This window comes from Vibrio sp. R12-SG2-ISO1 (assembly GCF_059834045.1).
Window position 1 is genome coordinate 40886 of sequence record NZ_JCBDGO010000010.1, and the last position, 14538, is coordinate 55423.

At 49.7% G+C, this 14538-nt stretch carries 12 protein-coding genes; 8 read left to right on the forward strand and 4 right to left on the reverse strand.

What is annotated here, in order from left to right; all coding sequences use genetic code 11:
• Positions 1-13: 13 nt before the first annotated feature.
• A complete protein-coding gene (rluA, locus tag AC6R10_RS09345) occupies positions 14-751 on the reverse strand; it encodes a bifunctional tRNA pseudouridine(32) synthase/23S rRNA pseudouridine(746) synthase RluA (protein WP_500672074.1) in 738 nt (245 codons plus the stop codon).
• A 216-nt stretch (positions 752-967) separates the two neighbouring features.
• On the opposite strand from rluA, the gene AC6R10_RS09350 reads away from it, so the two are divergent.
• Positions 968-2239: an NRAMP family divalent metal transporter gene (locus AC6R10_RS09350; RefSeq protein WP_500672075.1), complete on the forward strand. Its 1272-nt coding sequence runs from the start codon at positions 968-970 to the stop codon at positions 2237-2239.
• Between the two features lie 87 nt (positions 2240-2326).
• Here the strand turns inward: AC6R10_RS09350 and rapA are convergent, their stop codons facing one another.
• On the reverse strand, positions 2327-5236 hold the full coding sequence (rapA, locus tag AC6R10_RS09355; protein WP_500672076.1) for an RNA polymerase-associated protein RapA: 2910 nt from the start codon (positions 5234-5236) through the stop codon (positions 2327-2329).
• 663 nt (positions 5237-5899) lie between these two features.
• Here rapA and AC6R10_RS09360 point away from each other — a divergent pair.
• The 5 genes from AC6R10_RS09360 (at position 5900) to AC6R10_RS09380 (ending at position 10718) form a co-directional block, all read left to right on the forward strand.
• Positions 5900-7276, forward strand: a complete 1377-nt coding sequence (locus AC6R10_RS09360; protein ID WP_487901762.1) for a PhoH family protein — start codon at positions 5900-5902, stop codon at positions 7274-7276.
• Positions 7277-7441: 165 nt separating this feature from the next.
• The gene (locus tag AC6R10_RS09365) at positions 7442-8446 is read left to right on the forward strand and encodes an ornithine carbamoyltransferase (protein WP_500672077.1); all 1005 of its coding nucleotides are present in this window, start codon (positions 7442-7444) and stop codon (positions 8444-8446) included.
• 269 nt (positions 8447-8715) lie between these two features.
• On the forward strand, positions 8716-9645 hold the full coding sequence (pyrB, locus tag AC6R10_RS09370; protein WP_487901764.1) for an aspartate carbamoyltransferase: 930 nt from the start codon (positions 8716-8718) through the stop codon (positions 9643-9645).
• Positions 9646-9663: 18 nt separating this feature from the next.
• The gene (gene pyrI, locus AC6R10_RS09375; RefSeq protein WP_334555061.1) at positions 9664-10125 is read left to right on the forward strand and encodes an aspartate carbamoyltransferase regulatory subunit; all 462 of its coding nucleotides are present in this window, start codon (positions 9664-9666) and stop codon (positions 10123-10125) included.
• 203 nt (positions 10126-10328) lie between these two features.
• A complete protein-coding gene (locus AC6R10_RS09380; protein ID WP_500672078.1) occupies positions 10329-10718 on the forward strand; it encodes a RidA family protein in 390 nt (129 codons plus the stop codon).
• A 168-nt stretch (positions 10719-10886) separates the two neighbouring features.
• On the opposite strand, the gene AC6R10_RS09385 is transcribed toward AC6R10_RS09380, so the two are convergent.
• On the reverse strand, positions 10887-11063 hold the full coding sequence (locus AC6R10_RS09385; RefSeq protein WP_500672079.1) for a hypothetical protein: 177 nt from the start codon (positions 11061-11063) through the stop codon (positions 10887-10889).
• A 116-nt stretch (positions 11064-11179) separates the two neighbouring features.
• The gene (gene mdh / locus AC6R10_RS09390; RefSeq protein WP_334555058.1) at positions 11180-12112 is read right to left on the reverse strand and encodes a malate dehydrogenase; all 933 of its coding nucleotides are present in this window, start codon (positions 12110-12112) and stop codon (positions 11180-11182) included.
• 331 nt (positions 12113-12443) lie between these two features.
• Between mdh and argR the strand changes: the two genes are divergently transcribed.
• Together argR and AC6R10_RS09400 are read left to right on the forward strand one after the other, a co-directional pair.
• Positions 12444-12914 (forward strand): transcriptional regulator ArgR, encoded by a 471-nt coding sequence (gene argR / locus AC6R10_RS09395; protein ID WP_334555057.1) that lies wholly within the window; start codon positions 12444-12446, stop codon positions 12912-12914.
• Positions 12915-13249: 335 nt separating this feature from the next.
• Complete coding sequence (locus AC6R10_RS09400; protein ID WP_334555056.1) at positions 13250-14218, forward strand: TAXI family TRAP transporter solute-binding subunit; 969 nt, start codon at positions 13250-13252, stop codon at positions 14216-14218.
• Positions 14219-14538 lie beyond the last annotated feature (320 nt).

Below are 14538 nucleotides of genomic sequence, written 5' to 3' on the forward strand. Positions count from 1 at the left end.
TCTGTGTAACCGATTATGGTTTGGGCAGTGTTTTATAATCGGGTAATTTTCGCACAGGATCGAAATAATCAAACAGCATCTCTTGTGCCTCGGGATAGAAGTCACAAGGAACAAAAATACTTTTCAGCCAATGACTGCGTGGATGATAAAAGCTCAACTCAGCCGCGTGAAGGGCTAAGCGATCCGAACAGAGCAGCGCCTCACCGCTGGAGTAGAACTCATCACCGACAATCGGGTGGCCGAGTGCTTGCATATGAACGCGCAGTTGATGAGAGCGCCCCGTCACCGGCAACAAGCGCACGATGGTGGTTTTCTCTTCTCGTTTCGCCACTTGGTATAAGGTTTTTGACGGTTTGCCAGTCTCTACACACACTTTCTGCCGCGGGCGATTTGGCCAGTCACAAATCAGCGGTAGATCAATGACGCCCTCTTGCTCACTCACCTCTCCCCATACTCGTGCATAGTACACTTTGTGTGTGAGACGAAACTGAAACTGCTTCTTTAACGCACTTTCTGCGCGTTTGTTTTTTGCTAATACCATTAAGCCGGAAGTGGACATATCTAAGCGATGCACCACTTGAATATCCGGGTGCGTCTCTTGCAGTCGTGACCACATGCTGTCGCGATGAGCAGGATCGCGCCCAGGCACAGACAGCAGTCCTGACGGCTTATTGACCGCAAGGATATGTTCATCTTCAAAAACAACCTCCACCCAGGGCTCCCTTGGTGGGTTGTACTCCAGCATGGCCATAAACACTCTCAACTACTATGAATTCGGGCGAAGTATACCCGAAGCCACTCGCAAGGGCACCAGTCTGGCATTTTTTGTCGATTATTCACGCTTGAAAAGAAAGTCTCACTCAAAGTGTAAAAAATCTATGACAGATAAGGCAAATGTGTTATTCCTTAATGACCTTGACAGGTAATAAATACAATAAAACACAACATTTCACCCATAGGCAGTAGTATGGAAAGTATCACTTCAGCGCCCCCGAAGGCGCGTTTCTCGTTAGCCCACCTTATTCGCTCGTTAGGCCCAGGAATTATGATGGCCGCCGCTGCTGTCGGTGGCTCTCACTTAGTCGCCTCCACCAAAGCGGGCGCCATTTATGGCTGGCAGTTGGCGGCGCTCATTTTGCTCGTCAACGTATTCAAATACCCGTTTTTTCGCGCCGGTGTGCAATACACTATGGGCACCGGCACCAGTTTAGTCGAAGGCTACTCAAAACTTGGCAAACCATACTTGTGGCTGTTTGTCGGCTTAAGTGCGGTCTCCGCTGTGGTCAATACCGCTGCACTGCTGATGTTTAGCGCTAGCTTGCTCGCCTATTTCGTCCCCTTTGATCTCTCGATGCCCGTGCTCAGCATCCTTGTACTGACCACCTGTTTAGCGATTTTATTTGCTGGCCACTACAAGGCGTTGGATGCGTTATCGAAAACCATCATGGCGGTTCTAACCATTGCCACACTCCTCGCGGTGTGCATCGCATTAGGTAAACCTGCCGATCCCGTAGTGGGCTTCGAATCCCCATCGCCTTGGACATTAGCCGCAATCGGATTTCTCGTTGTGACCATGGGTTGGATGCCAGCACCGATTGAAATTTCCAGTATCACCTCAATGTGGCTAAAAAGTCAGTGCAAGCAGCAAACCGTCACGCCGCGCTCTGCGCTGTTTGATTTCAACGTGGGCTACATAGGGACAGCTCTGCTGGCGATTGTCTTTCTTTCCTTGGGCGCTTTGGTGCTGCATGGGACAGGCGTGGAGCTTTCAAGCTCTGGCGTCGGCTTCTCGCATCAACTGGTAGGGCTCTATGCATCGACCATTGGTGAGTGGTCTCGCTACTTGATTGCTGTGATTGCGTTCTTCTGTATTTTTGGTAGTACGATCACCGTGATTGACGGTTATGCGCGTCTGTTGTCTGAATCTCAACGTTTAGTGCAAAAGCAACCAGACATGAAGAACGGCGTGACGCTGACTTGGATGGTGATCATCTCTGCAGCAGCTCTTGCGATCATCTTGTTTTGGGCTAAAGCGCTGCTGCCAATGCTCAATTTTGCGATGATCCTTGCCTTTATCACGACTCCATTTTTCGGTTTACTCAACTACATTCTAGTGACCAAAACCGATCTGCCTAAGCCGCTCGCAATGACATCCTCGCTAAAGTGGCTCTCTATCGCCGGTCTGATTTATCTGTTCGGCTTTTTGGCGGTCTTTATTTGGTGGAAATGGCTTCTTTAGTCATCGGTTTCGTCATCTTTATTAACGATCAAAAAGGCCCTCAACGTTGAGGGCCTTGTACTAATACGTTACTCGCGTTGCGATCACTTAGTTGTGCGCGACGACAATCATACGCAGTGAGTCGAGCTGGTATTGCGCTTGGCGGATGTAACCGGTCAGCGCGGTAATCTGCTCATCAATCGCTTCAATCTCTTCATCACGAATGTTCGGGTTCACCGCTTTCAGGGCCTGCAAACGCTCAAGCTCGCCATTTAGACTCGATTGCATCTCTTTTTGCGCTTGCTCGCGTACGGCTTCCACTTTTTCGACCACCAGCTTGTCACCTGCGGCAATCAGCTGATGCACCTGCGCCTGTACCGAAGAGACCAGTTTAGCCGCAATATGGCGGCCGACCGGGCTGAGCTGACGGTTGAAACTGTCAAACTCCACTTGCGCCGATAAATCATTGCCTTTGCCATCAAGCATGATGCGAATCGGCGTGGTCGGTAAGAAACGGCTGATGCCAGTGCGTTTTGGCGCTTGCGCATCCACTTTGTAGATCAGTTCAAGCAGCAGCGTCCCTACGGGCAGAGCCTTGTTTTTCAGCAGTGACACCGCACTGGTCCCCACGCCCTCACTCATCAGCAGATCAATACCGCCTTGAATCATCGGGTGTTCCCAGCTGATAAAGTGCATGTCCTCACGAGACAGCGCCGTATCACGGTCAAAGGTGATGGTTGCGCCTTCGTATGGCAGCCCTGGGTAACTGGGCACCATCATGTGCTCAGAAGGGGTGACCACGAGCGCATTTTCGCCTTTGTCGTCTTGGTTAAGACCAATGGTATCAAACAGGCTCAAGGCGAACGTGACAAGATTCGTATCGCCATCGGTCGCGGCAATCGTATCGACAATCGCTTGCGCTTTCTCACCGCCGTGCGAGTGCATTTCAAGCAGACGGTCACGCCCTTGCTCCAGCTCCGCTTTGAGCGCTTTGTTCATTGCCGCAGATTGAGCAATCACATCATCCAGCTCACTGGTATCTCCACTGGCCAGCATAGTGATCAGCGCATCCGACACCTTGTCGTACACCATGCGACCGGTTGGACAGGTTTGGGCAAACGCATTCAAACCTTCATTAAACCAACGCGCCAAAATCGCTTGCGAGGTGCCTTCAAGGTAAGGGACATGAATATCGATATCGCGCTGCTGACCAATTCGGTCTAAGCGACCGATGCGTTGCTCAAGTAAGTCTGGGTTGAACGGCAGGTCAAACATCACCAGTTGGTTTGCGAACTGGAAGTTGCGCCCTTCAGAGCCAATTTCGCTACAGATGAGAACCTGTGCACCTCCCTCTTCTTGGGCAAAGTACGCCGCCGCTTTGTCGCGCTCTAAAATCGACATACCTTCATGGAATACCGTGGCACGGATGCCTTCACGCTCGCGCAGCGCTTGTTCCAGTTGCAACGCCGTACTGGCGCGAGAGGCGATCACCAACACCTTTTCACTGCGTTTTTGCGTGATCTTCTCAAGTAACCAATCAACGCGACTATCAAACTGCCACCAGCTCGATTCGTCACCTTCAAATTCTTGGAACAGCTCTTCAGGGTAGAGATTTTTCAGCGCACGCGCTTCTGGGCTCATCTTGCCGCCTATCATGCCAGAGACGCGCATCGCCGTGGTGTATTGGCTCGGAATCGGCATCGGCACCAAATGCACATTACGCACTGGGAAGCCTTTGATCGCCGCACGCGTGTTACGAAACAGCACGCGCCCCGTACCATGACGGTCCATCAAATTATCAATCAACTCTTGACGTGCAGCGGAAATCGCCTCGTCATCACTGTTGCTCTCGATAATACGAAACAGTGGCTCAACATCTTGCTCAGATAAGAGCTCAGTAATCTGGTTTTTCGCCTCATCGGCCAAGGATTCGCCAGAGAACAGCGCACTGACCGAATCGGCCACTGGGGCGTATTGCTGCTCTTCTTTGACAAACTCTTCATAGTCAAAGAAGCGATCCGAGTCGAGCAATCTCAAGCGTGCAAAATGGCTTTCACGCCCTAGCTGTTCAGGTGTCGCGGTGAGCAAGAGTACACCAGGTGTACGCGCAGCCAAGCCTTCAATCACTTGATATTCACGGCTCGGTTGCTCTGGGCTCCACTCTAAATGGTGCGCTTCATCGACCACCAAGAGATCCCAATCGGCGTCAAGCGCTTGCTCGAAGCGCTTGCGGCTCTTGCGTAGAAAATCGAGTGAACACAGCACATATTGCTGGGTATCGAATGGGTTATCTGCTTCCGCGAACGCTTCAATGCAACGCTCTTCATCAAAGATAGAGAAATGCAGATTGAATCGACGCATCATCTCCACCAACCATTGATGCTGAAGCGTTTCTGGCACCACGATCAAAATGCGTTCCGCACGACCCGCCAGCACTTGCTGATGGATGATCATGCCCGCTTCAATGGTTTTACCTAAGCCCACCTCATCGGCCAACAACACGCGCGGCGCGTGACGACGCCCCACTTCATGGGCGATGTAAAGCTGATGAGGAATCAAACCTGCACGCATACCACATAAGCCGCGCATTGGGCTCTTGTGCTGCTCATATTGGTTCATCAGTGCACGATAACGGAGCACAAAGTTGTCCATACGATCGATTTGACCGGCAAACAGCTTATCTTGAGGCTTGTTAAAACGAATCTGGTTGCTGAGCATGATTTCACGCAGCTCGACATCTTTCTCGTCGTTGTCTTCACGCGTACCGATGTAGGTCAGCAGCGACTGCTCCTCAACCACTTGCTCAATGCGCAATGACCACCCTTGTTGGCTATCCACAACATCCCCTGGGTTAAACGTCACACGAGTCACCGGCGCATCATTGCGCGCGTACACGCGATTCTCTTCGGATGCGGCAAACATCAATGTGACCGTTCTAGCATCCAGTGCGACTACAGTACCTAAACCTAAATCACTCTCTGTATCGCTGATCCAACGCTGGCCCAAAGCAAATGTCATCTATCGACTACCTCTTTCAATCGGTCTGTTGTGAGTCGGGGTGCGGCTTATTGATGATAGTGTAGACAATGATTCTCATCATCCCAACCAACAATCAAAATCTGCCCCCAATGCGCCGCTAGAACAGGACTCAGGCCTTTTCCAGCCACACATAAAAAAGGTCGCTAATGGTACTCGAAGCTGTGATATTGGTCACGCACAAACACCTCAATTCTCAACAAATTTTTTGCCACTTTCTGGCTGACATCAAAGTGTAAAAAAGAAGTGGCATTTCTAAAGTAGAGGAGATGGAAACTGACTTATACTTTAAGGGCAGGCGCATCTCTGACAATGGGTTAGTACCTTGGCACTTTCTTGGCTTTACCCCTAACACGGCACAAGAAATGCAATCCATCGAGAGAGCGGTACAGTGAACCAAACGGTCAGCACGAAAAACGCTGACTCACTACGTTGATGATCCACTCGGGTTTGTAGCGACGCCTTGTTAGGCGGCATGTTGAATCGACAGGGCAACGACTAAGCCATGTCAGCTTCCTGCTCACTGAAGGTGTCACTGCAAAATGACTGCAAGTTACCTCACACGATGAGGATACACCTGACATGGCGCACACGCCGTGCTGCGTATGACAGGTAAGCAAGCCGCGCTGCGGCAAGGAGACGCTTATGGGTGATACGGAACGGAAACTCTTCGTTTTAGACACCAACATCCTTCTTCATGAACCTCACGCAATCTACTCATTCCAAGAGCACGATGTCGTCATACCGATGACGGTCCTCGAGGAGCTCGATAAAATCAAAGACAGCAAACGCGATGTGGCTCGCGACGCCCGCGTCGCCATTCGCGCGCTCGAAGCACTGTTTAAAGACGCCACGCCCGATGAAATATCAGAAGGCATCCCCATCAACCGCGATAAAGAAAGCACCGGTCACATCGCCATTTTGGCGGATTTCGAACTGCAAGAAACCGTCAAAGCCTTCGCAGACAAAGCCGGTGATAACCGCATTCTCAACGCCGTACTCTACTTACAAAACAAGCGTGCGCCGCGAGAAGTGATCCTCATTACCAAAGACATCAACATGCGTTTACGCGCCAAAGGGGCGGGAGTACGTTTTGTTGAGGACTATCGCACCGACCAACTGATCGATGATGTCCAATACCTCACCAAAGGTTACCAACAGATCGAAGGAGAGTTTTGGAGCAAGGTCGATGAAGTCGACAGCCAAACCATTCACGGCCGCACTTACCACACATTGCCGCGCGAGCCGTTTGAACCCACTTACATTAATCAATATGTCTTGGACGATTCGAGCGACTTTGCCGGTCGAGTCGAGGACATCACCAGCGACAAGATCACCATTAAAGATCTCAGCCGGGAGCGATTAATGCACCGTAAAGCGTGGGACATCACTCCAAAAAACATTTACCAAGGCATGGCCCTTGATGCGCTGCTCGATCCCAATATCGATTTAGTCATCTTGACGGGTTCTGCGGGCAGCGGGAAAACCTTGTTGGCGCTGGCCAGTGCACTTGAGCAGACCATCGAAAAAGGCATGTTTGATAAAATCATCGTCACCCGAAACACGCCCGATATTGGCGAGTCAATCGGCTTCTTGCCCGGCAGCGAGGAAGAGAAGATGATGCCTTGGCTCGCGGCGGTCACCGATACCTTGGAAGCGCTACACAAACATGATCACTGTACGGAGGGATCGCTCAAGTACATTTGCGACAAAGCCAACATCCAGTTCAAATCGATCAACTTTATGCGCGGGCGCTCCATTCAGAATGCGTTCGTGCTGCTGGATGAGTGCCAAAACCTCACGGCGTCTCAAATTAAAACCATCATCACCCGTTGTGGCGAAGGGACGAAAATTGTCTGCTCCGGTAACTTAGCGCAGATTGACTCCCACTACCTCACGCCGGTGACCTCGGGGCTTACCTACATGGTCGAGCGATTTAAAAACTTTGAAGGCAGCGCCAATATTCACCTCAACGGAGTGGTGCGCAGTCGCTTGGCAGAATTTGCAGAAGAGAACTTGTAACCTCACTAAGCAGTCCTGTCACTCACAACCACATTAAGCATTAATAGTCACAAAAAGCGGGATATTATCTATATCTCGCTTTATTTTTAAAATAATTATTCACAAACAACCGTCAGGTATGTTTAACTATTGGCAAATAATGAATACCGATTCAAGGACTGGTGTATGGCTTTTAATCTTCGTAATCGTAACTTTCTCAAGCTGCTTGATTTTACCCCCAAAGAGATCCAATTTTTGCTCGACCTTTCTGCGGATTTAAAAAAAGCGAAATATGCCGGGACGGAGCAAAAGAAGCTCATGGGTAAAAACATTGCCCTTATCTTTGAAAAGTCATCGACACGAACTCGCTGCGCGTTTGAAGTCGCCGCGTTTGATCAAGGCGCGCAAGTCTCTTACATCGGCCCATCGGGTTCACAGATTGGCCATAAAGAGTCGATGAAAGACACCGCGCGCGTACTGGGTCGCATGTACGATGGCATTGAATATCGCGGTTTTGGTCAAGCGATCGTCGAAGAGCTGGGTCAATACGCTGGGGTACCAGTTTGGAATGGTTTGACCGATGAGTTTCACCCGACGCAAATTTTGGCCGACTTCCTTACCATGCTCGAACATGGACGAGGTAAACAGTTGCACCAAATGCGCTTTGCTTACCTCGGTGATGCACGCAACAACATGGGCAACTCTTTGATGGTTGGCGCAGCCAAAATGGGCATGGACATTCGCCTAGTCGCACCGAAAGATTTTTGGCCCGAGGCTGAGTTGGTGGACACTTGCCAAACCATCGCTGCGCAAACAGGGGCACGCATCACATTGACCGAAGATGTGGCGCAAGGCGTGGAAGGCTGTGATTTCCTTTACACCGACGTTTGGGTATCGATGGGCGAAGCGCCTGAAGCGTGGGATGAACGCGTGGCCAAAATGACCCCGTATCAAGTCAATGCGGCAACGCTTGAAAAGACCGGCAACCCGCACGTCAAATTCATGCACTGCCTGCCCGCTTTTCACAACGATGAGACCACCATTGGCAAACAAGTGGCCGAGAAATATGGCATGAACGGCCTCGAAGTGACCGACGAGGTGTTTGAATCTGAGCACTCGATCGTCTTCGATGAGGCAGAAAACCGAATGCACACCATTAAGGCTGTGATGGTTGCCACATTGGGTAGCTAGTATCGAACACAGATCGACACAAAAAACCGCGATGCAATCGCTTGCTCTGCGCAAAGTTCGGCGTATAATGCTCGGCAATTTGTCTGGAGATAGTGAAATATGTCACGTCGTTGGTGTGTTACAAAGCGTGTTACTGCACATAAGCAAAATGGCTTATTGATGCGACGTTTCTCTATCTTCATTGATTTGTAAAGCCTCCCGTTATGGGGGGCTTTTTTATGCCTAACACTTATTATTCATGCCTAACGCATACAACTGGGAAGATGATTATGACAAACTCGCTTTACAACAAGCACATTATCTCCATTCCTGAGCTTTCACGTGAAGAGCTGGAATTGATTGTCAAAACCGCAGGTCAACTCAAAGCTGAGCCAAACCCAGATTTAATCAAAAATAAAGTGGTCGCGAGCTGCTTCTTTGAACCCTCGACACGCACTCGACTCTCATTTGAGACTGCGATTCAACGTATTGGTGGCGACGTGATTGGCTTTGACAATGGCGGCAACACCTCTCTGGCGAAAAAAGGCGAAACCCTAGCTGACTCCGTACAGGTCATCTCCTCTTATGTGGATGCGTTTGTGATGCGCCACCCTCAAGAGGGCGCGGCGCGTCTGGCGTCAGAGTTTTCTAAAGGTGTACCTGTGATCAATGCAGGCGATGGTGCCAACCAGCACCCGACGCAAACCTTGCTCGATCTCTTCTCGATTGCCGAAACCCAAGGCCGTTTAGACAACCTCAACGTTGCCTTCGTCGGTGATCTTAAATATGGCCGCACGGTACACTCGCTGACTCAAGCGCTGGCGAAATTTGATAACGTTCGCTTCTTCTTTATCGCACCTGAAGCGTTAGCGATGCCTGATTACATCTGCGAAGAGCTCGAAGAAGCCGGTATTCGATTTAGCCTTCATACCGATATGGAAAGTGTCATCCCTGAGCTGGATGTGCTGTACATGACACGCGTGCAAAAAGAGCGCTTTGATGAATCTGAATACGCCCACATCAAATCGGCCTACATCTTAACGGCAGCGATGCTTGAAGGCGCACGTGACAACTTGAAAGTGCTTCACCCGCTGCCACGCGTCGACGAGATCACCGTGGATGTCGATAAAACACCCCACGCGTACTACTTCGAGCAAGCTGAAAACGGCGTCTATGCTCGTGAAGCGCTACTCGCCCTTGTTCTTAATCCAGACCTTTAATCGCAGGAGACTCCCATCATGGCAAAAGAAAAACAGTTGCAAGTTGAAGCCATCAAAAACGGCACCGTGATTGACCACATTCCCGCGAAAATGGGCATCAAGGTCCTGAAGCTATTTTCAATGGATGAGTCAAACCAACGCGTGACCGTTGGGTTGAACCTCCCTTCCTCCGCACTGGGCCATAAAGACTTGCTCAAGATTGAAAACGTCTTTATCAGCGAAGAGCAAGCCAACAAACTGGCGCTGTACGCCCCTCATGCAACCGTCAATCAGATTGAAGATTACCGCGTAGTGAAAAAGCTCGCTCTTGAGCTTCCACGTCAAGTCAACAATGTGTTTGCCTGCCCGAACAGCAACTGCATTACCCACAATGAACCGGTAGAAAGCAGTTTCGCGGTAATTGAGAAAAAAGACGAGTTTCGCCTTAAGTGTAAGTACTGTGAGAAAGTGTTCTCACGCGAAGTGGTCACTGAGCGCTAAGCTCACTCAAAGCTTAGTCATTTCATCCCCGCCGCTGCGGGGATGTTTCTTTACCCTTCATTTTTTCTTTACTCTTCATTTTTCTTTACCCATCAAGGGATTCACGGCACACTGCTCTATTAAGCGAACGCCTCACTCGTCGAGCACTCGGCCCTGTAAGCGTTACTATCTCATCAGCTAAACACTCATTCAGGAAGAGAGACATGACCAAAGTACTTCATACAGAATCAGCACCAGCAGCGATTGGCCCATACGTACAAGGCGTTGACCTTGGCAACATGGTTCTGACCTCTGGACAAATCCCAGTCAATCCTGCAACCGGTGAGGTCGCAGAAGATATTGCCACTCAAGCACGCCAATCACTAGAAAACGTCAAAGCCGTGGTAGAAGCATCAGGCTTGACGGTATCAGATATCGTGAAGATGACGGTGTTTGTCAAAGATTTGAACGATTTTGGCACGGTAAACGAAGTGTACGGTCAGTTTTTTGATGAGCACAACGTCGCCAACTACCCTGCACGTTCTTGTGTAGAAGTGGCACGTCTACCCAAAGATGTCGGGATTGAAATCGAAGCGATTGCGGTGCGCAAATAACGGCAATGTTCAGGTTGCCTTAGGGGACTCTAACCTGAGGAACTCTAAACAAAAAGCGAGCCTAACCCGGCTCGCTTTTTCGCTTTTATTGTCCGTAGATATTGCTCGGCAAGAGAGGTTGATGAGCAAGATTAAGTAAGGGAGAAGATGAGCCCTTCCCCAAGCGCGTCATTCGCCGTACGACTCTCGCACATTGGCAAGCTCACTCACCAGCGCTGCGAACTGAAAGCCTGACTTTGGATCTTGGATTAAGGCGATGTTGGTCTGCCTGTCGACCACCAGTACCTCGCCTCGGCCCTCATCGCATTCGACCATCATACCTTTTGTAACTTGACACACGTCCATTGGGTGACTCCTCTTTTTTGCCTATCTACGAGAAGTGCCATCGTCAGGATCACCGTCAGACACGACAAATAAAAACGGCCTCACAAGGAGGCCGCTCAAATCAGAGTGGTTGGTCGTTATTTCACGAACTCAACACCAGTTTGGATATCACCGTTTAGTGTCTCTAGCATCCCGTCAAGCGCGTCTTTCTCAAACGCACTGAGCGCACCGTAGCTAAGCACTTCTTCAACACCCTCTTTACCCAGTTTCACTGGTTGAGCAAAGAATGGGGCGTGCTCACCATCACCTTCAACGTACGCGTACTCGATGACTTCTTCACCTTGCAGTGCTTTCACCAACGCAAGGCCGAAACGACACGCAGCTTGGCCCATAGAGAGCGTTGCGCTACCGCCACCCGCTTTCGCTTCAACCACTTCTGTACCTGCGTTTTGAATGCGTTTGGTGAGAGCGGCCACTTCTTCCGCGCTAAATTCCACACCTTCTACTTGAGACAGTAGCGGAAGAATCGTCACACCAGAGTGTCCACCGATCACCGGTACACGCACTTGACCTGGATCTTTGTCTTTCAATTCAGCCACGAAGGTTTCAGAGCGAATCACGTCCAGTGTCGTTACACCAAACAGACGACGCTTGTCGTACACGCCCGCTTTTTTAAGCACTTCAGCTGCGATAGGCACTGTCGTATTCACTGGGTTAGTGATGATGCCCACTAAGGCTTTCGGGCAGACCACCGCGATCTTTTCTGCCAACGACTTAACGATACCTGCGTTGACGTTGAACAAATCGGCGCGATCCATACCTGGCTTACGAGCCACACCTGCAGAAATAAGAACAACATCGGCACCTTCAAGTGCAGGTGTTGGATCTTCACCGGCGTAACCTTTAATAGACACAGGCGTTGGGATGTGGCTTAGATCCGCAGCTACACCCGGCGTCACTGGCGCAATGTCATACAAAGCCAGATCGCAGCCTGCAGGAAGGCGGTTTTTCAGTAAAAGGGCTAGGGCTTGACCGATGCCACCAGCGGCACCAATAACAGCTACTTTCATTGTAGTTCTCCTTGAGATGGATCTCTTATATGTATCTTGTAGGGTATTCTGTACTCAGGTGTGTCCAAGCTAAACCAATCACATCCTGATTACAATCAATTAACGTCAGCTTTGCGACCTTGCGCAATCCACCATTAACGTGCTACAAATTTCACGCGCATTATCCCCTGTTCTACCTTGTATGACAAAGGGTTAAGCCCTCTTTTGTCCTTGGCGCTTTTCGCCAGTTTACAGTGATACGCTAGACAGAATTTCAGCTTTTCCATAGCTATAACTGCATAGCTATGCGAGAATATTCACTTCCTGTATAGACACTACTGGTGGAAGAAACATGCGCCATTCAGAAAAACAAGATAGCTTAGTGAGAGCGTTCAAAGCCCTATTGAAAGAAGAGCGATTTGGCTCGCAAGGTGACATCGTTGATGCACTGAAAAATGAAGGGTTTGACAACATCAACCAATCAAAAGTCTCACGGATGCTGACTAAGTTTGGCGCAGTGCGTACTCGCAACGCCAAAATGGAGATGGTCTACTGCTTGCCCGCCGAACTGGGTGTCCCTACCGTTTCAAGCTCACTGCGTGAGTTAGTGCTCGATATCGATCACAACGAGGCCTTAGTCGTGATTCACACAGGTCCAGGCGCGGCGCAGCTGATTGCCCGTTTGTTGGACTCTTTGGGCAAGGCGGAAGGTATTTTGGGCGTGGTCGCCGGTGATGACACCATCTTTATTACCCCAACGCTGAGCATCACGACCAAGCAACTGTTCAAATCGGTGTGCGAATTGTTCGAGTACACGGGCTAACGTTTCATATTATTGACGCTTTTGATGATCGCGCTGACGCTTATTCAGCGTGATCTGTATCACATCCTGATTAAAATCCAACAACCCCGACAAAGCAACTGTAAGTAATTGATTTACTGAAAAAATCATCACAGAACAATCCCTATACATTCTCCTCACAATCAGCCCAAATCGCTACATTAGTTAACATACGTGTAATTATGTGCCAATTTTTTGGTATTATTCAGCCACTTTTTCAACATACGGATTGAAAAAGATGCCGTTTCCAGTAAGAGGAAACGCCCAAAGCAACTACACTTGCTAAGGGGCTAATAATGAATAAGGAAGGGAAATTCATGGCATTGAACAAACTTATTAAAGTCGGTGCGATTGCAGCTGCTGTAATGGGTGCTGGCGCCGTTAACGCACAAGAGTTCATCACAATTGGTACAGGTTCGGTTACGGGTGTTTACTACCCGACGGGCGGCGCTATTTGTAAACTGGTGAACAAAGGCCGTAAAGAACACAATATTCGTTGTTCTGTAGAATCAACCGGTGGTTCGATCTACAACGTGAACACCATCCGTGCTGGTGAGCTGGATTTTGGTATCGTTCAGTCTGACTGGCAATATCACGGTTACAACGGTACAAGTAAGTTTGCTGAACAAGGCCCGTACAAAGATTTACGCGCTATGTTCTCTCTACACACTGAACCATTCAACATCATCGCACGCAGCGATGCGGGCATCGACAACGTGTCTGACCTAAAAGGTAAGCGCGTCAACATCGGTAACCCGGGTTCTGGCGACCGTGCAACCATGGGTGTGGTCATGGAAGCCATGGGTTGGACCAACGACGACTTCAAATTGGCGTCTGAGCTGAAAGGCTCTGAGCGTTCTCAAGCGCTGTGTGACAACAAAATCGACGCGTTCGTTTACGTTGTGGGTCATCCAAATGGATCGATCAAAGAAGCGACCACATCATGTGATGCGAAGCTAGTGTCTGCAACAGGCGAGAAAATCGATGCCATCGTCGCAAACAACCCTTACTACGCATACAGCACAGTACCTGCCGGCATGTACCGCGGCACTGAAAACGACGTAAACAGCTTTGGTGTGGCAGCGACTATGGTAACCACAGCCAACGTGTCTGACGACGTCGCGTACAACGTAGCGAAAGCGGTATTTGAAGATTTCGATACCTTCAAGCGCCTACACCCTGCGTTTGCAAACCTGAAGAAAGAAGACATGGTGAAAGCTGGTCTTTCTATCCCTCTTCACCCAGGTGCAGAGAAATACTACAAAGAAGTTGGCCTACTGAAATAAGCCACTTTATACAAACCCGGGACATGGCGCTCGGGTTTGTAGCGTCCGCATAAGGGCCGCTCCCAATGTCTCTTTTAGGGTTTCACATTTTTGAAACCCTTCTTCGTTTTATAGTAATAACCCAACGGTACTGAGAATGCAGAACTCGCCGCGCATGGCACGTCGACGATGCAATCAAGGTCACTCTTCCCCACACAATGCCAATACGCTGGGCGGCGCGTGGGCAGGAATAAAGCAATATGGCTTCTTTTCGCTACACTGAAAGAGGCCAATAAAGATTCTGACTGCGACTGACGTCGTGACCGAATGAATCATTTATA